This window comes from Martinezella tropici, assembly GCF_003287875.1.
Classification (GTDB): domain Bacteria; phylum Pseudomonadota; class Alphaproteobacteria; order Rhizobiales; family Rhizobiaceae; genus Rhizobium; species Rhizobium tropici_C.
The window spans coordinates 41,014-61,610 of the sequence record NZ_QMKK01000045.1 but is presented as its reverse complement, the minus strand read 5'-3'; the positions used below and the strand labels follow the sequence as shown (position 1 = coordinate 61,610).

Annotated in this window: 20 protein-coding genes; 6 read left to right on the top strand and 14 right to left on the bottom strand. The window is 60.7% G+C overall.

The features are described from left to right. The first annotated feature begins 21 nt into the window (after positions 1-21). The 5 genes from DQ393_RS20015 to DQ393_RS19995 all read left to right on the top strand — a co-directional run bounded on the left by DQ393_RS20015 (position 22) and on the right by DQ393_RS19995 (position 6,931). Positions 22-4,470, top strand: a complete 4,449-nt coding sequence (locus tag DQ393_RS20015; protein ID WP_432422010.1) for a YadA-like family protein — start codon at positions 22-24, stop codon at positions 4,468-4,470. Between the two features lie 8 nt (positions 4,471-4,478). Next, positions 4,479-5,054 carry an invasion associated locus B family protein gene (locus tag DQ393_RS20010; protein WP_112343480.1) on the top strand — a complete coding sequence of 192 codons (576 nt, stop codon included), beginning with the start codon at positions 4,479-4,481 and terminating at the stop codon, positions 5,052-5,054. Positions 5,055-5,068: 14 nt separating this feature from the next. Continuing rightward, the gene (locus tag DQ393_RS20005; RefSeq protein ID WP_112343479.1) at positions 5,069-5,764 is read left to right on the top strand and encodes a hypothetical protein; all 696 of its coding nucleotides are present in this window, start codon (positions 5,069-5,071) and stop codon (positions 5,762-5,764) included. Then, a complete protein-coding gene (locus DQ393_RS20000; protein ID WP_112343478.1) occupies positions 5,761-6,234 on the top strand; it encodes a DUF4189 domain-containing protein in 474 nt (157 codons plus the stop codon). The genes DQ393_RS20005 and DQ393_RS20000 overlap by 4 nt, the downstream gene beginning before the upstream one ends. Before the next feature lie 169 nt (positions 6,235-6,403). Then, complete coding sequence (locus DQ393_RS19995) at positions 6,404-6,931, top strand: invasion associated locus B family protein (protein WP_112343501.1); 528 nt, start codon at positions 6,404-6,406, stop codon at positions 6,929-6,931. A 73-nt stretch (positions 6,932-7,004) separates the two neighbouring features. Here the strand turns inward: DQ393_RS19995 and DQ393_RS19990 are convergent, their stop codons facing one another. The 6 genes from DQ393_RS19990 to DQ393_RS19965 form a co-directional block, all read right to left on the bottom strand. Beyond that, entirely contained in the window at positions 7,005-7,301 is a 297-nt protein-coding gene (locus DQ393_RS19990) for a hypothetical protein (RefSeq protein WP_245430410.1), read from the bottom strand. Positions 7,302-7,373: 72 nt separating this feature from the next. Beyond that, positions 7,374-8,306, bottom strand: coding sequence for a homocysteine S-methyltransferase family protein (locus tag DQ393_RS19985; RefSeq protein WP_112343476.1), 933 nt, complete (start codon positions 8,304-8,306; stop codon positions 7,374-7,376). Between the two features lie 58 nt (positions 8,307-8,364). Next, positions 8,365-9,054: an ABC transporter permease gene (locus tag DQ393_RS19980; RefSeq protein WP_112343475.1), complete on the bottom strand. Its 690-nt coding sequence runs from the start codon at positions 9,052-9,054 to the stop codon at positions 8,365-8,367. A gap of 11 nt (positions 9,055-9,065) precedes the next feature. Continuing rightward, a complete protein-coding gene (locus tag DQ393_RS19975) occupies positions 9,066-9,791 on the bottom strand; it encodes an ABC transporter permease (RefSeq protein ID WP_112343474.1) in 726 nt (241 codons plus the stop codon). Between the two features lie 12 nt (positions 9,792-9,803). Next, positions 9,804-10,577 carry a transporter substrate-binding domain-containing protein gene (locus tag DQ393_RS19970; RefSeq protein WP_112343473.1) on the bottom strand — a complete coding sequence of 258 codons (774 nt, stop codon included), beginning with the start codon at positions 10,575-10,577 and terminating at the stop codon, positions 9,804-9,806. 45 nt (positions 10,578-10,622) lie between these two features. Then, the gene (locus DQ393_RS19965; protein ID WP_112343472.1) at positions 10,623-11,402 is read right to left on the bottom strand and encodes an ABC transporter ATP-binding protein; all 780 of its coding nucleotides are present in this window, start codon (positions 11,400-11,402) and stop codon (positions 10,623-10,625) included. A 171-nt stretch (positions 11,403-11,573) separates the two neighbouring features. On the opposite strand from DQ393_RS19965, the gene DQ393_RS19960 reads away from it, so the two are divergent. Then, complete coding sequence (locus DQ393_RS19960) at positions 11,574-12,059, top strand: Lrp/AsnC family transcriptional regulator (protein WP_112343471.1); 486 nt, start codon at positions 11,574-11,576, stop codon at positions 12,057-12,059. 8 nt (positions 12,060-12,067) lie between these two features. On the opposite strand, the gene bigR is transcribed toward DQ393_RS19960, so the two are convergent. The 8 genes from bigR to DQ393_RS19920 form a co-directional block, all read right to left on the bottom strand. After that, positions 12,068-12,412, bottom strand: coding sequence for a sulfite-sensing transcriptional repressor BigR (gene bigR, locus DQ393_RS19955; RefSeq protein WP_112343470.1), 345 nt, complete (start codon positions 12,410-12,412; stop codon positions 12,068-12,070). Further along, positions 12,406-13,701, bottom strand: a complete 1,296-nt coding sequence (gene blh, locus DQ393_RS19950) for a bifunctional sulfur transferase/dioxygenase Blh (RefSeq protein ID WP_112343469.1) — start codon at positions 13,699-13,701, stop codon at positions 12,406-12,408. The genes bigR and blh overlap by 7 nt, the downstream gene beginning before the upstream one ends. A 120-nt stretch (positions 13,702-13,821) precedes the next feature. Beyond that, a complete protein-coding gene (locus DQ393_RS19945) occupies positions 13,822-14,589 on the bottom strand; it encodes an SDR family NAD(P)-dependent oxidoreductase (RefSeq protein ID WP_112343468.1) in 768 nt (255 codons plus the stop codon). Positions 14,590-14,801: 212 nt separating this feature from the next. Then, the gene (locus tag DQ393_RS19940) at positions 14,802-15,563 is read right to left on the bottom strand and encodes an ABC transporter ATP-binding protein (RefSeq protein ID WP_112343467.1); all 762 of its coding nucleotides are present in this window, start codon (positions 15,561-15,563) and stop codon (positions 14,802-14,804) included. Beyond that, complete coding sequence (locus tag DQ393_RS19935) at positions 15,560-16,600, bottom strand: FecCD family ABC transporter permease (protein WP_112343466.1); 1,041 nt, start codon at positions 16,598-16,600, stop codon at positions 15,560-15,562. Before DQ393_RS19935 ends, DQ393_RS19940 begins: the two co-directional genes overlap by 4 nt. After that, positions 16,597-17,628, bottom strand: coding sequence for an ABC transporter substrate-binding protein (locus DQ393_RS19930; protein ID WP_112343500.1), 1,032 nt, complete (start codon positions 17,626-17,628; stop codon positions 16,597-16,599). The genes DQ393_RS19935 and DQ393_RS19930 overlap by 4 nt, the downstream gene beginning before the upstream one ends. 169 nt (positions 17,629-17,797) lie before the next feature. Further along, positions 17,798-18,895, bottom strand: a complete 1,098-nt coding sequence (gene dinB, locus DQ393_RS19925; protein WP_112343465.1) for a DNA polymerase IV — start codon at positions 18,893-18,895, stop codon at positions 17,798-17,800. A 229-nt stretch (positions 18,896-19,124) separates the two neighbouring features. Further along, entirely contained in the window at positions 19,125-20,252 is a 1,128-nt protein-coding gene (locus DQ393_RS19920; RefSeq protein WP_112343464.1) for a helix-turn-helix domain-containing protein, read from the bottom strand. Positions 20,253-20,597 lie beyond the last annotated feature (345 nt).

The window sequence follows — 20,597 nt, the reverse complement described above, 5'->3', positions numbered from 1 at the left end:
TACAACACGGATGCGTCAGGATTGGATTCTCTCGCCCAAGGCAGCGGCGCCAGCGCCAGCGCTCAGAATGCCGTCGCTCTCGGCTTCCAGTCGACTTCGACCGCAATCAACTCCGTCTATCTCGGTTCCCGCACCGTCGCTGGAACGGGTGCTCGTGCCCAAAGCGCTATCGCCGTCGGTACGGATGTCACGGCATCCCAGGTTGACGCCATCGCAATCGGACGTTCGGCGGTTTCGTCAACCCAATATGGTGTGGCTCTGGGCCTGTTTGCGAATGCCTCGGGTACAGGCGGCGCGATTGCGATCGGCCAAGGTACGGTTTCAAGCAACGTCAATTCGATCGCCCTTGGGGTGGATGCCACCGCTAACGCGGCGGGCTCCAGTGCTCTAGGCACCTTCTCCACTGCTTCGGGAGGGAACTCCACCGCCGTCGGCGTCAGCGCCGGTGCTACCAGCAGTTATGCTTTCGCGGGAGGCTGGGGCTCCGTCGCCAGCGCTGACAGCGCCCTTGCTCTTGGCAAGCAAGCCGCAGCATCCGGAATTAATTCGGTCGCCGCCGGCTCCAGCTCCGTTGCCTCGGGAGCTTTTGGGGTTGCCTTGGGTAACCAGGCACAGACGCTCGCTGCCGGCGGTGCCGTTGCGATAGGCTCGGGCGCAACCGTTGCCGCCACCGGGACGTCCAGCGTCGCGCTCGGCAACAATGCAAATGCCGCAGGTGTCTTATCGGTCGCCACGGGCGCCGGTGCCAGTGCCAGCGGCGACAATTCCACCGCCACGGGACGCCAGGCTGTCGCCAGCGGCACAAACGCCTCTGCATACGGATCCGGAACGAAGGCGACAGGCAATAATTCTCTCGCTGCCGGCGTCAGCGCCAATGCCGGCGGAGTCGGCAGTACCGCGCTCGGCATCGGCACGGTCGCTAGCGCCGGCGACTCGACAGCCGTGGGCTTCCAGGCCAGTGCGACGGGAGCGGACTCCACGTCGCTTGGTTCCGCTGCCCAGGCCACCGGTGCCCGTGCGTTCGCAGGCGGTCGTTCGGTTACGGCCTCAGGTGATGACTCCGTTGCCATCGGCACGACGGCCGTCTCGCAAGGGGCAAGCTCGACAGCAATCGGAGCAGGCGCGGTGGCAAGTGACACCAACGGGATAGCCATGGGCACGGCCGCAAGCTCGATCACCGCCGATTCCGTCGCCATCGGCACGGGCGCGGTGGCTGACGGCGGCAAGTCAGTCGCCATCGGCGCAGGCAATTCCGCTTACGGTGACGGCGCGGTCGCGATCGGCGATCCGAGCTATGCCAGCGGCGCCGGCGCCTTCACCGGCGGCGCCAACAACATCGCCAACAGCGATGGCACGGCGAGTGCCACTGCCGCCAACCAGGCGGCCGGCGCAGTCGCGATCGGTAACAACAACAAGGCGATCGGCCAGGGTTCGGTGGCGCTCGGCAACGGCTCCACCGCCGGTGCTTCCGGCTTCGTCGGCAATATCGCCTTGGGTAACGGCGCAACGGCGACGGCAAGTTCCGGCGACGTAGCGCTCGGTTCGGGCTCAGTGACCGACGTAGCAGTCGGCACCGCCAGCGCGGTGATCGGCGGCAATACCTATAACTTCGCCGGCACGACGCCGACCTCGACCGTCAGCGTCGGCGCGCCAGGTGCCGAACGCACCATCACCAATGTCGCGGCGGGTAGGCTCAACAACGGTTCGACGGACGCGGTCAACGGCTCGCAGCTCTTTGCGACCAACCAGCAGGTCGACATCAACACGACCGCGATCAACAACATCACCACCGGCGGCGGCATCAAGTATTTCCATGCCAACTCGGCGGCGGCCGACTCATCGGCAACGGGTGCAGAATCGGTCGCGATCGGACCTCTCTCGACTGCGGCAGGAGCGAATGCCATCGCGGCCGGCAACAGTGCGACCGCTTCCGGCCTCGACGCGACGGCCTTCGGATACATATCCCAGGCCACGGGTGACTACAGCACCGCCATCGGCCCCAATGCCCAAGCGACAGCCACCTCCAGCACCGCGGTCGGCCAGAATGCCTTTGCCACGGCCGCTCAAGCGACCGCCCTCGGCAAACAAGCAAATGCCAGTGCCGCGGATGCGCTCGCTCTGGGCGTCAACTCCACCGCCGGTAACGCGGGCGCCGTGGCGCTCGGCTCTGGCTCGGTAACAGACGTTGCGGTCGGCACCGCCAGCACGGTGATCGGCACCACCACCTACAACTTCGCCGGGACGACACCAACCTCGACGGTCAGCGTCGGTGCGGTCGGTGCCGAGCGCACCATCACCAATGTTGCGGCGGGCCGTCTCAACAACGGCTCGACGGATGCGATCAACGGATCGCAGCTCTTTGCCACCAACCAGCAGGTGACGCAGAACACCACCGACATCACCACCATCAACGGTAACCTCACCAATCTCGGCAATACGATCAACAATATTGCCGGCGACACATCGACGACCTACACCGATGCAAACGGCGATGGCATCCGCTATGTGCGCACCAACGACAGGACCCTTGCCGTCAGCGACTCCTCCGCTCAAGGGATCGGTTCCACGGCGGTCGGCTATAACGCCACCTCGACCGCCGACAATGCCCTTGCACTTGGTATGAACAGCCAGTCGACCATCGTTGGCGGCGTGGCGCTTGGTTCGGGATCGGTTGCCGATCGCGCTCTGGCTCCGGCCACCGGCCAGCTACCCGCAGGTCCGACGAACTTCATCCAGTACAATACGACGGACAAGACCCTGCTGGGCGCTGTCTCGGTCGGTTCGAGCACGTCCTATCGCCAGATCACCAACGTGGCTGACGGTAGCAGCGCGCAGGATGCCGTCACGGTTCGCCAGCTGCAGGGTGCCATCGCTTCGGTCGCAGCGACGCCGAGCAAGTATTTCCATGCGAACTCGGCCGCCGGCGACTCGCTTGCCGTCGGCGCCGAATCGGTGGCTGTCGGCCCGACGACGGTCGTCAACGGTGACAACGGCATCGGCATCGGCAACGGCGCAGTCGTCGATCAGGTCGCGCCCGGCGGCACCGCCATCGGCCAGAATGCCCATGTCATGCTGGCGGACGGTGTGGCCCTCGGCACGAACTCACTGGCCGGAGGAATCCAATCGGTCGCATTGGGCGCCGGCGCGCAGGCCAACAACATCAACAGCGTCGCTCTCGGCGCGCAATCCGTGACGAGTGTGGGCGCTCAGGCCGGCTATACCGGCTTTGCGCTTACGAGCCCGCAAACCTCCGTCGGCGAAGTGTCGATCGGCTCGGCCGGTTCGGAGCGCAAGCTCACCAACCTGGCAGCCGGTTCGGCCGATACGGATGCCGTGAATGTCAGCCAGCTCAAGGGCCTCGGCACCAACATCACCAACCTGATCGGCGGCGGCACGACCGTCAATCCGGACGGCACGGTCACCGGCCCGACCTACAATATCCAGGGCAACAACTACACCACGGTCTACGATGCCTTCGGTGCGGTGAACAACACGCTGACCAACATCAACAATGGCGGCGGCATCAAGTACTTCCACGCCAACTCGACGCTCGCCGATTCCGCTGCCAGCGGCACCGACAGCGTTGCGATCGGTCCGCAGAGTGTCGCCACCGGCGCAAGCAGCCTGGCGGCTGGCAACGGCGCGGCAGCGGCAGGCACGGGTGCGGTCGCCCTCGGTCAGGGCGCGCAGGCCAACAATGCCAATGATGTGGCCTTGGGCTCCGGTTCGTCAACGCAGGCAGCCGTCGGCACGTCCGGTACGGACCTTCAGGGCCAGCACTACGACTTTGCCGGCACCACGCCTGTGGGAACGGTGAGTGTGGGGGCTGCAGGGTCTGAAAGAACCATCACGAACGTCGCTGCCGGCCGCATTTCGTCCGACAGCACCGACGCCATCAACGGCTCGCAGCTCGCCGCGACCAATTCGGCGATCAACAGCCTGCAGACCGGCGTCGGGACGATTACCAAGAACGCCGTCACCTATGACCTCAATGCCGATGGCAGCAAGAAGAACAGCATCACGCTGCAGGGCGGCGACGTCAATGCACCGGTGGTCATCTCCAATGTCGGCAAGGGGGTCGCTTCGACGGATGCCGTCAATGTCGCCCAGCTGACCGACAGCTTCAACCAGGGCAAGTCGTATACGGATAACGCTGTCGCCACGACGCTGGCCTCAGCCAACAACTATACGGACCAGAAGTTCGGGCAACTGAACCGGGAGCTCGGAGACGTACGGTCGGAAGCAAGACAGGCGGCCGCGATCGGGCTTGCCGCGGCATCGCTTCGCTATGACGACCGTCCCGGCAAGCTGAGCGTGGCTGTCGGCGGTGGCGTCTGGCGGGGTGAAGGCGCTCTCGCCTTCGGTGCAGGCTATACCAGCGAAGACGGGCGCATTCGCGGCAACCTGTCGGGTACGGCGGCTGGCGGCCAGGTGGGCGTCGGTGCTGGTCTCAGCTTCACTTTGAACTGAGCCACGTCATGCTGAAAGGAGCGCTTCTCAGCGTCCCGGCTTTCATGGCTTGCAGCCTCCTGTTCGGCCCGTTCGCGGCTGCGCAGGAGGCTGCCCTCCCAACCTATCGCATAAAACCTTCCGAGGTCGTCGTTCCTCCGGAGCTGAAGCCTGGGGAGTATCAGAGAACCATTCGCCCGTTCGAAAACTGGACCCTGATCTGCGATGAAAACCTGAAGGTCCGCCAGCGGGTTTGCAATGTCACCCAGATTATCGAGAACGAGCGTGGGCAGATTGCGTTCAGCTGGTCGCTCGCCGCCACCAAGGGAGGCGAGCCCTACATGATCCTGCGCACCGCCCCGGTTGCCAAGAGCGACGGACGCATCCTGGTGAAGTTCGAGGGACGCAAGGAGCCTATCCAAGTCAAGCTCGACGGCTGTAACCAAACGGTTTGCGTCGGCATGCTCCCGATCGGGCCTGTGCTGCGCGAGCAGATTTCGAAGAGTACCGCGCCGGCGATCTCCTATCCGACAGCGGATGGGCAGACGATCAGCGTGACTGCGAACCTCAAGGGCCTTTCTACCGCCGTGAAGGCGATAAAATAACGGACGGATTTTCAATGACCCAGCAATCGATCCACGACCGCATCATGTCCCGGAACAAGAACGACGCCGCAATTCAGACCGTGGCCGACGATCAGGTGAAACCGGGGCGGAGATGGCGGAAGGCGACCCTTCTCTCGCTGCTTGCCATCGCCATTGCCGGCGCCGGTGGCTATGCGGTCGCCCGATATGACCTGATCGGAAACCTGCTCTCGCAGCCGGCCGTCGCCGCGGCGAACGACGCCAATCCGGCGCTGCCGGACACGCCGTTCCTGCAGCACGCCAAAAAGGCCGGCCTGCAGTCCTGCTCGACCATCTTTCCGGTTCTCGGACAGCTGCTGACAAACGGCACGCAATACAATGTCCAATCGATCTGGAACAACCAGGCGGCCGACAAGCATGCGGTGCAGGCCCTCGTCGGCATGGACTACGCCACGCAGGGTTATAGCGGCCCGGCTGCCGGCATCGTATTCGCGGCACCGGTCGCATCCGGCTGCGAAGGCGCCATGGTCCGCGTGGCACCGTTTACAGGCTCTTGCCCGGAAGTTTCGGCCAAGTTCCCGAACGGAAGCAAGCTCGTCAACAATCTCGGGCAGGTCGGAGTCTACGAACTTGGCAGCGATGGCGGCGATGCGATGCTTCTGCCGACCGGAAACGGCTGCATCGTCATTTCGGTCGCTTCGGCAGCAGGAAAACAAGGGGGCACCAAATGAAATTGAGATCCGCCATTGCTGTGATCGGCATGCTGTTTGTCTCCACCGCCCATTTGGGGGCAGCCGATCTCTTTACGACCGAGCAGCCGCCGGCGCCTCCGCCGGACGAACGCGGCATCTGGGCGGCCATCGCCTATTCCGCGCCTGACGAGAAATACGGCTTCTTCTGGGGCGCCGACAAACGGCAGGAAGCCATGGATATCGCGCTCAAGCATTGCGAGCACGACAAGGGCAAGAGCTGCGTCGTCGTCAGCGTGTTCCGCAATCACCGGCACTGGGATGACGACGATAAGACCGGCTTTCCGTACAATCATTGCGGGGCGCTTGCCATCGGCAAGGAAAAACGCGAACGGGCGACGCCATGGAGCGCGAATTCGGCACCGACGCGCAAGGAAGCCGAAGATCTCGCGCTGAAGGCATGCGAGCGCTCCGGCTCTTCCTGCGCAGTCCGCGAGTGGGTGTGCACGTAACCATCCGCAGTCATGGTCGCGAAAGCATGGATTTCGCGATCATCGCTCATCGGCATGACCCATACCCCTGATGCCCTGCGGTACCGGCCGCGGAAATATTTTGCTCCAAGCAGAAAGACCTCATCCTTTGCCAGTTTCGACGTTCATTTCATCCCGCACGATCGGTCGCATGTTTCGGGCGATGCTCACCCTTGCCTGCGCGAGCGCGACTTTGACGCTTGCGCCCACGGCCTTTGCCCAATCGGCGCTGCCAAACGGTGCCTCAAGCCTGCAGGAGGCCTATCAGGACTGGCGCGTCGCATGCAGCCAAAGCGACAAGGCGCCGGTATGCACGATTTCGCAGGATCAAACCCAACAGAATGGTCAGCGGCTGCTTGCCGTCGAACTACAGATGCGTCCCGACGGCAGCGGGCTTGCGACGCTTCTGCTGCCGTTCGGCATCGTTCTCGACTCCGGCGTGACACCGAATATCGATGACCAGCCGCCGTTGAAGCCGGTGCGCTTTCGCACCTGCCTGCCCAATGGCTGCATTGCCTTGCTTCCGCTCGACGCGGCGACGCTCGCCAAATTGCGCAACGGTTCACGCCTGAATCTCAAGGTCGTTGCCGACGGTGGCAATGCGCTCGGTTTTCAAATCTCGCTGCAAGGCTTTTCGGCAGCGGTCGATCGGATCGCCGCCTTGAGTGTGAAAAAGTAAGATTGCCCCGGCTTTGCGACGGCACTGGAGACAGGCTCCTTGCGCCGTCGCGTCGTTATGGCGCCACAATTGCTCAGGCGAATACCGCTATGCAGACGGATAGCCAGATAAAGGCTATTCCCAGCGCCAAGGCGCGCCTGGCCTCGACCACTTTTTCCGCTTCTTCTTCCGCCACGGGAGTCGTCACGATCAAGGGCACGCAGCCAAGCGCTGCAAATCCGATGATGGCCAAAACCACCACGAAATAATCGGAGATATGCCAGGGTCCCTGTTCATACACGCCCCAATAGCCGAGGAACGCCATCCCGACTGCAAACATGGTCGCGGATGCCGAGCAAAGCCCGGTAACGGAGCCCGCGGGTGCGCGCATCCTGCTTTTTTCCGGTGTTGATCCATTCATGACGCGATATCCATGCCGGCAAGTCGCCTGCGTGCATATATGTCAGGAATTGCCTGCCGCCTCAACGGCATGCGTCAGGGATCGCCTCAGCCGGTGAATATGTCCCGCGCCAATCCCGCAGCAGCCGCCGACCATCGTTGCGCCGGCATCGACCCATGAACAGGCGAAACGCGAATAGGCGTCGTCGTTCAGATCGCCACGGGTAGCATGAAGGCCCTCATTGGCGGCGGATTCGCCCTGCTCTCCTTCGAAGGCATTGGCATAGACGCCGATCTGCAGGGTAGAACCGCTGCTCCTGAAGACCTCTCCCGCCGTATCGACCGCCGCGCGCATGACTTCAGGCTTGCTGCAATTGAACAGAAGCGCTTCCGCACCGGACGAAGCGGCCCATCGAGCCGCATCCTCCACCCTTTCCCCGGAACGGAGCGCGGGAGAGGCGCCGTTCCGCTGAGCGGCGTCATCCGCCAGGGTGAAGGAGATCCAGAAAGGCTTGCCGGTTTCGGCAACCGCGGTGCGAACGGCTTCTCCTTCGGCGATCAGGCTAAGGGTTTCGCCGAGCCAGACATCGACGTAAGGATCGAGATTTTCCACCAGAACCTTGAGATAATCCTGAACCCGAGACGGATCGAAATTCTCAGGCTCGTAGGAACCGAAGATCGGCGGCAGGGAACCGGCAACCAGGATCTTACGGTCCTTGCAGGCATCGGCGGCGGCGCGCGCCAATTGTCCCGCACGCGCAATCAGAGCGGCACCGTCGGCCCGGAACCGCTCTTCACCGATATGGAATGGCACGAGCGCGTAGCTGTTGGTGGTTATGACGTCCGAGCCGGCGGCGATGAATTCGTCGTGGACCTGTCGGACTATCTCGGGCGAATTGATCAGCGCCAGTGCCGACCATTCCGGCTGTTTCAACTCGGCGCCGAGACGAAGGAGTTCGCGGCTCATGCCGCCGTCGAGGATCAGGAATTTGCTCATAAATGGATCTCCAGAAAGGTCGGGCATACGGAGAGGTGTTGGCCCCTCCTTCCCCCGGTTAGCGCCGCACGGGAACCTGCGCCTCCAGGAAGCGGAAGGCTCGCGCGATCATGGCTGTGATGATGAGATAGAAGATGGTCACGACGATCAGCGGCTCGTAGACGAGCAGCGTGTCCTGGCGCACCTTGGTGGCAACGGCGTAGAGATCCATCACTGTGACGGTGAAAGCCAGCGGCGTTGCTTTCAGCTGCATGACGATTTCGCCGCCGATCGTCGGCAGTGCGATGCGAATGGCGCGTGGCAACCAGATGCGCCGCGTCAGCGTGAAGGGCCGCATGCCGAACGCGCGGCCGGCTTCCAGCTCGCCTTTCGGGACGGCAAGCAATGCGCCGCGCAGCACCTCCGCTTCGTAAGCCGCATAGTTCAGCGTGAAGCTGACGGCGGCGAAGAAAAAGCCTTCGCGCAGGACCGGCCAAAGCAGGCTCTGGCGAATGCCGGGGATGACAGGCAATAAAGAGCCGACGCCGTAATAGAGCAGCCAGAGCTGGATCAGCAGCGGCGTACCCCGGAAGAAGGTGCAATAAGCGCTGGCGACATACCGGAGAAGGCGATTGCTGCTGATCTGCGCGAAGGCGAGGCCGATTGCGATGATGAAGCCGAAGACAACGGAAATCGCAAGCAGCGACAGCGTTTGCCAGGCTCCGGTCAACAGAAGCGGCCAATAGGCATTGATCCATGAGAAGGTCATGTCAACGCTCCTCACGCAAGCTTCGGCTGGCCACGCCGCACCCGACGCTCAATCAGCTTGAACACCGCATTCGAGACGAGCGTGAGGGCGAGATAGATGAGGGCGGAGGCCAGGAAAAAGATGAAGTAATGCTTGGTACTCGCGCCGGCGAGACGCGTGGCGAGAGCGAGCTCCTGGTAGCCGACGACCGCGACGAGAGCGCTGTCCTTGGTGACCGACATCCAAAGATTGGCAAGTCCCGGTAGCGCGTTCGGCAGCAGGGCGGGCAGGATGATGCGGCGGAAACGCAGATGCGGTCCCATGCCGAAAGCCTTTGCCGCCTCGACCTGGCCGACGGGAATGGCAAGGATCGCACCGCGCAGCACCTCCGTCATGTAGGCACCCTGCACGAAGCCAAGCACGGCGACGGCGACCGCAAAGCCATTCAATTCGAAGGCGGGGAAATTGAGCACCGCAAGAAGCCGGTTGAGACCGTCCATTCCGGCATAATAGAGCCCGACGATCAGGATCAGCTCGGGGACCGCGCGGATGGCGGTGGTGTAAAGTTCCAGCAAAAGGCCGAGTGGCCTGATGCCGGAAAGCTTGCCCAGTGCGCCGCCGATACCAAGAAGAAGGCCTATCAGAAACGCGCCGGCGGAGATGGCGACCGTGGAGGCGGCGCCCGTCAGCAGCACTCCACCCCATCCGGGCGGATAGGGGGAGAGCAGGTCGAGAATGCCTTGTTGGGAGGTCGCCATCGCTACGATCGTTTACTTGGCGCCGTAGATGTCGAAGCTGAAATACTTCCTGGTGATTTCGTCATATTTGCCGTTGGCGCGCACCGCGGCGATGGCCGCATTGAGCTTTGCCTTGAGCGCGGTGTCTTCCTTGCGCAGGCCGCCGGAAACGCCTGCTCCGAGGATTTCCTTGTCGTCGGCGACGTCGCCCATCTTGGCGCAGCAATCCTTGCCGCCATCGCTTTTCAGGAAGGCATCAAGCGCAAGCGAATCGCCGAAGACATAGTCGATGCGGCCGGCTGCAAGATCCTGAAACGCTTCATCGAGCGTCTGGTAGGTCTTTTCGTCCGCGACCTTGGCAAAGTATTTCTTGTAATATTCCGACTGAATGGTCGACACCTGGATGCCGATGGTCTTGCCCTTGACATCGTCTGCCGTCGCGCCGGGCTTCTGGTCCTTGGGACCGATCAGCGTGCTGGGCGTATTGTAATATTTGTCGGTGAAATCGATGACTTTCGAACGCTCCGCCGTATTCGACATCGATGACCAGATCACGTCGAACTTCTTGCTCTGAAGCGCCGGAATGAGACCGTCCCAGGAAAGCTCCACGATCGAGCACTTCTCTTTCATCTGCTCGCAGACGGCGTCCATCATGTCGATTTCCCAGCCCTGCCATTTGCCGGAGGCATCCTTGGCGAAGAAGGGCGGATAGGATTCGTTCATGATGCCGAAGCGGACTTCGGCCTGCGCCGTGAAAGCGGAAAGGGCGAGCGTTACGCCGGCAAGCAGCATGGGAAGCAGTTTCATGTGCGGGGTTCTCCTGGTGTTGTTGTTTGTGCGGGGACGTGAAGATCAGGGCGAAAGCATGCCGGTGAATTCGCGGCAGCGGGCGCTGAGCGGAGCATCGAAGACCTGTTCAGGCGCCCCCTCTTCCTCGATCCGTCCCTGATGAAGAAAAAGAACGTGGCTCGAAACGTCGCGGGCAAACCGCATCTCATGCGTAACCAGCAGCATGGTTCGGCCTTCTTCGGCGAGATCGCGGATGACCTTGAGCACTTCACCCACCAGTTCCGGGTCGAGCGCCGATGTCGGTTCGTCGAAGAGCATCACCGCCGGGTCTATGCAGAGTGCACGGGCGATTGCCGCTCTTTGCTGCTGACCTCCGGAAAGAAAGGCCGGATAGGCATCGCGCTTGTCGTAAAGCCCGACTTTATCGAGAAGAGCCACCGCCTTTTCGATCGCTTCGCGGCGAGGGACGCCCAGAACATGCACCGGAGCTTCGATGACGTTTTCGAGAACAGTCATGTGCGCCCAGAGATTGAAACTCTGGAATACCATGCCGAGGCCCCTGCGGATCCGCTCGATCTGTCGCCAACTTTTCGGCTGCGTCCGTCCTTGCCGTGCCTGCTTCAAGGCGATTTCCTCGCCATTGACGACGATGCGTCCACGGTCGGGCATTTCGAGCAGATTTATACACCGCAGAAACGTGCTCTTGCCGGAACCGGACGAGCCGATGACGGCAATGACATCCCCTTGCCTGGCCGAGGTTGAAATGCCCTTGAGGACTTCGTGTGAACCAAAGCTCTTGTGAAGATCTTCCACACAAAGTGCCTGGGAGGAGGGCTCTGCCATGCATAATTCCGATAAAAGACAATTTGCGGAGAATATCGCGAAGGTAAGCGGAATTTGCGCGCAATTTCCGATCGTTCTGCATAAAAAAAGCAAAAATCTATTTCAAATGCACCTTTTGTGATAGAATGGGGATGTCGCCACGCAATTTCATCAGCCGACCAGAGGAATGAGATGGAAAATCTGGATCGCTTCGATCGCGATATCCTCGATATCGTCCAACGCAACTGTCAGCTCACCGCCGAAGCCATCGCCGACGAGGTCGGTCTTTCGACGTCCGCCGTGCAGCGACGCCTGAAGCGGTTGCGCGAGGATGGTATCATCAAGGCCGAAATTGCGGTCGTGGACCGTAAGGCGACCGGAACTTCGATGGTCTTCATCGTCGGCATGGAGATCGAACGGGACAACTATGATGCGCTTGCCAAGTTCCGAATTTGGGCGGAGAAACAGGATCACATCCAGCAGGTCTATTATGTCACCGGCGCCGTCGACCTCATTGCGATCGTCACAGCCAGGGATGTCGAGCATTATGACGATATCGCCGCCTTGATCATGGCGGAGAATCCCCAGATCCGCCGCATGCATACGAATGTGGTCCTGCGCGACGTGAAACTCGGATTATTCGTTCCGCTGGCAAATGGCGGCGAAGACGGCCGATAAATGCCCGGTCATGACCTTTCCTCCGGCAGGCAGAAGATCGAATAGAGCGCTTCGATAAGCTGCGCGGCTTTTTCCTCCGTCAATCGGTAGAAGATCTGCTTGGCCTCTCGACGGGTTTCGACGACACCCGCTTCGCGCAACACCCCAAGCTGTTGCGACAGATTAGGCTGATGGATGTCGAGCTTTTCCTCCAATTCGCTGACTGAATATTCGCCTTCGGCCAAGCTGCATGCAAGCATCAGTCGCATGGGATGCGCCAATGTCCGCAGGAGGGATGCGACCTCGGCCGACCGCCTCGCCATATCCTCGAGCGACATGGCGGAGAGAACCGATTTTTCGATTTCCGTTACCATGCAGCCCCCTGCAATGCGTCGAGCGGGAATTTGAGATAACGGCGGCCGTTGTCCTCAGGCTCCGGCAAACGACCACCCTGCACATTCACCTGAAGTGCGTGGAGGATCAGCTTCGGCATGGGCAGTGTCCGGTCGCGCGCTTCGCGCAGCGCCACAAATCGGTCTTCCGTCATGCCAGCGAGATGCGCATTGGACCGCTTCTGCTCGTCGACAGTGCTCTCCCATTTCGGGTTTCGACCGCCAGGTTGATAATCGTGGCCGGTGAACAGGCGCGTTTCATTGGGAAGCGCCAGGATATTCTGAATGGAATTCCACAAAGCCTTGGCACTGCCGCCCGGGAAATCGGTCCGCGCCGTGCCCGAATCAGGCATGAATATCGTGTCGTGAATGAAGGCTGCGTCGCCGATGACATAGGTGACTGAAGCAAGCGTATGGCCGGGCGAGAATATGACACGACCCTCGAGATTGCCGATCTTGAACGTGTCACCATCGGCAAATATCCGATCCCATTGCGAGCCGTCGGCAGCCATGTCCGGCTGATTGTAGATATCTTTCCAGAGCTTCTGGACGTCAACCACACGTGAGCCTATCGCGGTCGATGCGCCGGTCTTCTCCTTCAGGTAGGAGGCTGCCGTGAAATGATCGGCATGGGGATGGGTGTCGAGAATCCATTCAACGGCGAGATTTTCGGCGTGCACGTAATCCAGGATCGCATCAGCATTGAGGGTGGCAGTGGCGCCGGACTTTTCGTCGAAATCCAAGACAGGATCGATGATGGCGCAAGCCCGAGTTGCCGGGTCGCTGACGACATACTGGATGCTGCCGGTGCGCGCGTCGTAGAAGCCCTTGACATGGGGTATTTTCCGCTCCTTTCGAGCGAGCCAATTGGCCGCGCCCGTCAGCTCAAACCCATGACCCTTGCCGAAGGCCACCAGGTCTTCGCGCTTCATCCGCCCGTCGAGCACCTCGCCGATTGCATAGAGCGCCAGCGCGCGAGTGCCGCTCTTGCAATGAGCAAGGACCGGCCCTTTCGCATCTTTCAACGTTTTCTGAAAGGCCTCGATATCCGCGTCGGTAATGGTGGAGTTGGTAACCGGCAGGAAGGTATAACCGAGGCCGGCAGCGCGAGCGGCGGCGGCCTCGGCGGCATTGCCGGGTTGACCCTGCTCTTCACCCTCCGGACGAGCATTGATGACCGCCACGAAGCCGCGCTCCGCAAAGCCAGCAAAGGCGGCCGTATCCGGTTGGGCCGATACTGTCAGTCGATCATTGATTTGTACGGCGTCCATGGCGCTGTTCTCTATTCATATTAATATACAATATTATATATTGTATAATGAGCCGATGTCAAGAAAGCATGCAGACCATGCCGGATGGCAATGAGACGCAGTTGCTGAGCTGTCAGAGGTTCAGATTGCGGTAAATCCATTGTCGACGAAAAGATGGATGCCATTGACGAAATTGGACTCGTCGGAGGCAAGGTAGAGGGCGGCGCGCGCAACATCTTCCGGCTCTCCGATCCGGCCTTGCTGCGCGGCGATTGCTGCGTCCGAAACATCAACACCAAGAGTTTGCAGCGCAGCCACCTCGCGCAAGCCGTGCGGCGTGCGGATGAAGCCGGGGCAAACGGCATTGCAACGAATATTGCGATCGCGAAACTCGACGGCAATGGCGCGGGCGAACATGTGCACGGCGCCTTTCGTCGTATCGTAAAGCACTTCCATCGGTGTTGCCGCAACCGCCGAGATCGATGATGTACAGACGATGGAGCCGCCGCCGGCTGCGATCATGCCCGGCAGCACTGCCTTGGTCGTCAGAAACATGGAGCGCACATTGACGCCATGCAACCATTCCCATTCCTCCAATGTTGTCTGGAGGAACGGCTTGATGACGATGGTGCCGGCATGATTGAAGAGTACGGTCACGGCGCCGAAACGCTCTTCGATACCTTTGACGGCCGCATTGACGGCTTCTTCGTCTGAAACGTCAGCGACCCAATAATCGGCAATGCCACCTGCTTCTTGAATGGCCCGCACCGTCTCCGCCGCCGCCGCGGCATTTCGATCGATGATCGCGACCTTCGCACCTTCTGCCGCAAACAAGCGCGAGGCCGCTCCGCCCATGCCGGTGGCCCCGCCTGAAATAATGGCAATCTTGCCCTTGAGCCTATCCGTCATTTGTTCCTCCCGATGTTCTTCACTTTGGCATGGGTCATTGGTGCGGAATATAGTTCTCTATATTCGCGACGTCTCGCAAGCCCGGTGTGAAAGTAAGTCGTCTTTTGCCGGTAACGAAAAAGGATGTCACGGTCCGGATTCCCGCTTACCGGCAGACGGCTTCGCTCGCTTTGCCGCCCGCATTCGAGAGAAAGGCGGCCGGCTCAAGTGACCTATCGCAGATAATGGATATGCGGCCGCTCGTGATGAGGCGAGATCTCGACCCGGGCTTCCACGGCGAAGACGTCCCGCAGGAGGTCTTCGGTCAGCACAGTTTCCGGGGTGCCGGAGGCGACGATCCGGCCCTGCTGCATGATGATCAGCTGGTCGCAGAACATGGCGGCGTGGTTGAGATCGTGAAGGGCGATGATGCTGGTGACCGGCAGGCCGGAAACCAGCCGCATCAGGCTGATCTGATGCTGGATGTCGAGATGGTTGGTCGGCTCGTCGAGGATGAGCTCCTTCGGTGCCTGCGCCAGGGCGCGGGCAATATGGGTGCGCTGTTTCTCTCCGCCCGACAGGCTCTGCCAACGGTCGTTGCGCTTTTCCTTCATCCCGGCGCGCTCAAGAGCGCTTTCCACGGTTTCGTCATCGGCCGAGGTCCAGCCTGAGAACATCGACCGATGCGGAAATCGGCCGAGCTTTACGACGTCGATGACCTGGAGATTGGCATTGGTCGTGCTGTGCTGCTCGACAAAGGCGACACGCCGTGCGATCGCCCGGCGAGGCATTTTGTCAAGGTCGCGCCCTTCAAGCGTAATGCGGCCGGAATTCGGCTTCTTCAATCCGGCCAGCAGACGCAAGAGCGACGTTTTCCCCGAGCCGTTCGGCCCGAGCAGGCCGAGCATTTTTCCCGCAGGCGCTTCGAAGGAGACGCCGTCGAGCACGGTCTTTCCGCCGATTTTCCAGATGATGTTGTCAGCCTTGATGCTCATGACGCGCGCTGGAACCGATAGAGGATGATCGCAAAGAACGGGACGCCGACAAGCGCCGTAACCACCCCGATCGGCAGAACCTGCTGTGGGATGAGGGCGCGTGAGGCGATATCCGCCAGTACCATGAACATCGCTCCGATGATGGCGCAAGCCGGCAGCAGGCGGATGTGAAGCGGCCCGACGACGAAGCGCGCCGTGTGCGGTACGACGAGACCGACAAAGCCGATCGAGCCGACCATGCTGACGATGGTCGCCGTCATCATTGCGGTCAGCGCAAAGAGCCCCATCCGCGCCCGCCCGACATTGACGCCAAGCGACGAGGCTGCCTCGTCGCCAAAGGCGAAGGCATCCAGGATGCGCGCGTAGAGCAGGCAGGCGGCAAGCCCGAAGCCGACGATCGTCGATACCAGCATGAATTCCGGCCAGCGGACGCCGCCGAAACTCCCGAGCAGCCAGAACATGACATCACGTGCCTGTTGGGCGTTCCCCGATGTCGTTACGATATAGGACGTCGCGGCGTTGAACAGCTGGGAGGCGGCGACGCCGGCAAGGATGGTGCGGTCCGTGCCGCCTCGTGTGCCGTTGGAAAGGAGAGCGACGAAGAAAAAGGCGGCGAATGCGCCGGCAAAGGCGCCTGCTGACAGTGAAACCGCACCGGCGCCGACGCCCAGGATGACGACTGCGACGGCCCCCGTCGAAGCACCCGCCGAGATGCCGAGCACATAGGGTTCGGCAAGGGGATTTCGAAGCAGCGATTGCATGATTGCGCCCGACAGCGCCAGGCCCGCTCCGCAGAAAGCCGCCACCAATGCCCGGCTGAGGCGATAATCCCAGATGACCGTTTCGTGGATGCGGTTGAGCTCGATGCCTGTCCAGCCCAGCCTGTTGGTGATGGCGTAGAACGTCGTCGACAGCGGTATCGGCAGGTCGCCGATGCCGACGCTGATACCGATGATCAGGCCGATCGCTGCAAGGGAGGCCAGCAGCAACAGGCCGAGGGCAGCCAATTGCCGCAGGTTGCGGTACGCGTCGATCACTTCAGCAGACCAAGGGCCTTGAGCTGCTGGGCCACCTGCTCGGCGCCATAGATCGTCCGGATGGTCGGGTTCATGGCCTGACCGTCCATGACGACGATAGCCTTGTTCTTGACTGCGGGAAGCTGGCTGACGGCCGGATCGGTGGTGAGAAACTTGATCTTGGCTTCCGGCTTGTCGAGCTCCCAGCGATTGCGGTCGAGGCTGGCGACGACGATGACGTCCGGATTGGCGGCTATGATGCTCTCCCAGCCCAGTGTCGGCCATTCCGCTTCGGTGGTAATGGCATTGCGGCCGCCAAGCAGGTCGGCGATATAACCTGAAGGGCTGTTTTTTCCGCCGACATAGGCATCTGCAGATGGCGACGGGCTGGAGAACCAGAAGACATAGGAGAGCTTCTTGCCGTCCTTCAGCGCATTCGCGCGCAGTGCCGCTTCCCGCTTTTTGAAATCCTCGATCAGCGCCTGGCCCTTGTCGCGGACATCGAAAATCTGCGAGAGCTCATCGATTTCCTGGTAGAGCGCGCTCATGTTCCAGATCTGGCTACGGGCGGCATTGCCGTATTTGTCCTGAGAGGCGCCCTGGGCTGGGCAGATACTGGGGGAAACATAGGTGGGAATATTGAGCTTCTCGAAGTCCTCGCGCTTTGCCACCTTGCTGCTCGGTCCCATCAGGGTCGGTAGTGCGGCTGCAACGAAATCAGGATTTTCCGAGAGGATCGATTCAAAGGTCGGAAACTCGACCGTCAGCAGCTTGACCTTGGAATTGGCTTCCGCAAGCTGCGGCAGAACCTTGTTGGGCCAGAAGGCGGTGCCCGCCATTTTATCCTGCAGACCAAGCAAAAGAAGAATTTCGGCACTGTTCTGGCCAAGCCCGATCGCCCGTTCCGGCGCTTTCTGGAAAGTGACCTTGGTTCCGCAATTATCGAGTGTCAGCGGATAGCTGGTGGATGCGGCAGATGCCGCCGGTACGGCAAGGCCAAGCGCCATGCAAAGAGCCGAGACGGCCAAAAGTGATTTCAATATGGTCACGAAAAATATCCTGATCGTTGCGGCCAGAGAGGGACGGTTGAAAACATCCGCGGCGGTATAGCCTTGCCGGCCGGTCAAAAACAAGAGGAATTTAGTCATATTTCTACAGATTCGGCACGCGCGGACCAAGGCAGGCCTGGGTTCGCCGTGTCGCCACCATGACCGGCAATTAAATGCCGAGATCGAGCTGGGGCTGTGCGCGGCTATCGTCGGTTTCTTCGTTCGTCAGGGATGAAAGCGTGACGCCGAGCAGCCGAACCGGCCGCCTGAACGGATGGACGGTCGCCAGAAGTGCAGATGCCGCTTCGAGGATCTCGCTCAAGCCCGCGACCGGAACAGGGATGGTCCGACTGCGCGTGGCCTGCATGAAATCAGAGTATTTGATCTTCACAGTCACCGTCTTGCCGCTGATGCCGCTTGCCTCGCAGTAGTGCCAGACCTTCTCTGCAAGCGGCCGCAATTCCGCCGTAGCCAGATCGAGATCGTCGATATCCTCGGGAAACGTATCCTCTGCGCCGACGGATTTGCGGATCCGGTCGGGCCTCACCTGGCGTTCGTCGATGCCCCGGGCGATCCCGTAGAAATACGATCCGGACTTTCCGAAATGCTCCTGCAGGAAGGCGAGGGACTTCGCTTTCAGATCGAGCCCGGTTTCGATGCCGTATTTGCGCATGCGTTCGGCGGTCGCCGGCCCCACGCCGTGGAATTTGCCGACGGGCAGCGCCTCGACAAAGGCTGGCCCGTTCTTCGGCGTGATCACCGCCTGGCCGTTGGGCTTGTTCAGATCGCTTGCCATCTTGGCGAGAAACTTGTTGTAGGAGATGCCGGCGGAAGCATTGAGCCCGGTGACCTGCTTGATCCTGCCCCGGATTTCCAGCGCGACTTCGGTGGCAATCTCCATGCCCTTGAGGTTTTCGGTGACGTCGAGATACGCCTCGTCGAGCGAGAGCGGCTCGATCAGCGGCGTATATTCGGCGAAGATCTCGCGGATCTGCTGCGACACGGCCTTGTAGACGTCGAAGCGCGGCGGCACGAAAATCAGATCCGGGCATTTGCGCTTCGCCGTCACCGATGGCATGGCCGAGCGAACGCCGAAGGCGCGGGCCTCATAGCTTGCCGCCGCCACAACGCCGCGCGCCGCGGACCCACCGACCGCTAGCGGCTTGCCGCGCAGTTCGGGATTGTCACGCTGTTCGACCGACGCGTAGAAGGCATCCATGTCCACATGGATGATTTTGCGGACCGGCGTCGAGCTCATATCGTTCATTATCGTCTCGATAATCCGCGCTGGAATCAGGCCGCGCTGAAATGACGTTGTGTGGATGATGTGGTCTGAAAACCGCACGCAGTTTTCGACGTCATACTCCGGCGTTCAGCGCCGCCGTAAATCGCAGCGGGTCGAACAAATACGGAACATATCACGCTTGGCGACGATATCAAACAGGCTCCTGGCTTTGCAAGGCAGGACATTGCGACGTCGCTGTCGGTCTTTATCGTCAAAGACCAAGCGTACCGAGCCAGTTATCGAAGCTTGAGACCATAGCCGTGCGCGATGGCGCTTCCGTCTTGAAATCGCGCGAATGCCTGCGCACTTCGCTTGGGTTATAGCCGAACTCATGGGTGAAAGCCCGGCAGAAGTTGGCGGCGGACTCGAAACAGAACTGGCTGGCGATTTCGCCGATTTTCCGGCCATCGGCGGGATCGTTGAGTGCGGCGCGCGCGGCCAGAAGCCGTCTTCTTCTTATGTAGTTGAGCACTCCGCTCGAGGTCTGAAAGAGCTCGTAAAGGCGCGTCCGCGAGATCGCCAATTCGCGGCTCACGGTTTCCGGCGTCAATTCTGCGGAGCCCAGGTTGTTCTGAATGAAGTGCCTTGCCCGGGTCATCAAACCGCTTTGCGATATCTCGCCGTCGATCTCGCTGTGGACCAAGGGAGAGATCGTATGGAACACCATCTCGCGAAGCTGGTTCCTGACGCCTGGAAGATCATCTCTGGTCAAGCGAAGGAGATTGACTTCGAGGAAATCCATGTAGCTCGAAAGTAACGAGACGCGCGGGCCTCCAAGGACAATATTGCTGCTGGCGCTCGGCAGTCCGCCATAGGCGGCAAACAGATCGCATGGCAGGATCAGCGTCGTGGATTGCGCCGGCGAGGTTCGTCCGTAAAAGGGGCAGCCCAGCATTCGGATTTCCATCATGCCGGGCTCGTTTTCGACAACCTTGCCGTTAACGCTCGTCCATGTCTTTCCAGTGCGCAGGAAGGTGATCTGCCAATGATCTATCGAGCTGAAGCGCACCTTTTCGGGGGAGCGTTCGAAACTGAATGCCGGAGTGTCCTGTTGAATGAGCAAGACTCCTTCGAGGTTCCATACGACCTGCTTAACCGCGAACGGCTCGCACGCTTTTGCTTGGTTCTGCAGCCGCATATCGACCAGCGGAGCCATGCGTTCCTGCCAGGCTGCAAATTGTCGATCGGGGCGCAGCTCCTCCGTTGAAAACGGCAGCGACGCCAGCTCCGTTGTTTCGGGAAGCTCGCTGTAAAGCGGTGCCTGAGGTGAGCGCGGCCAGCGCCGGCGCTCGACAGCCTTGGGCTGTTCAAACGAAATATCTGCTTTGCCCCACATCATTGTAGCGATCCCTCGACACTACATGGCGTGTTGTACTTGCCGCGGCTGCAGCGCGCCTCTTGAAAATTCTGCAGCTGGCCCCAACACCAGTTGATCATATTAAAACCACATTTGTTTGTGGATTAGCCGCCTTCTCGTGAGATCCAGCCTGATTTCCAACTTTTCATGCCGGAACGAATCTGTTTCCGTATTGTAACAGGAAGAGAGAGGGATAAACGCACGACAGGTTGCGTCCTCATCTTTGATGAGGCGGACAGTTCTGTTCGACAGCGCGACGAGCAGCTTGGCAGAAGGCCAAACTGCCCGGGTGATGATCTCCGGCGGCCATCGCAAGGAACGCAAAAC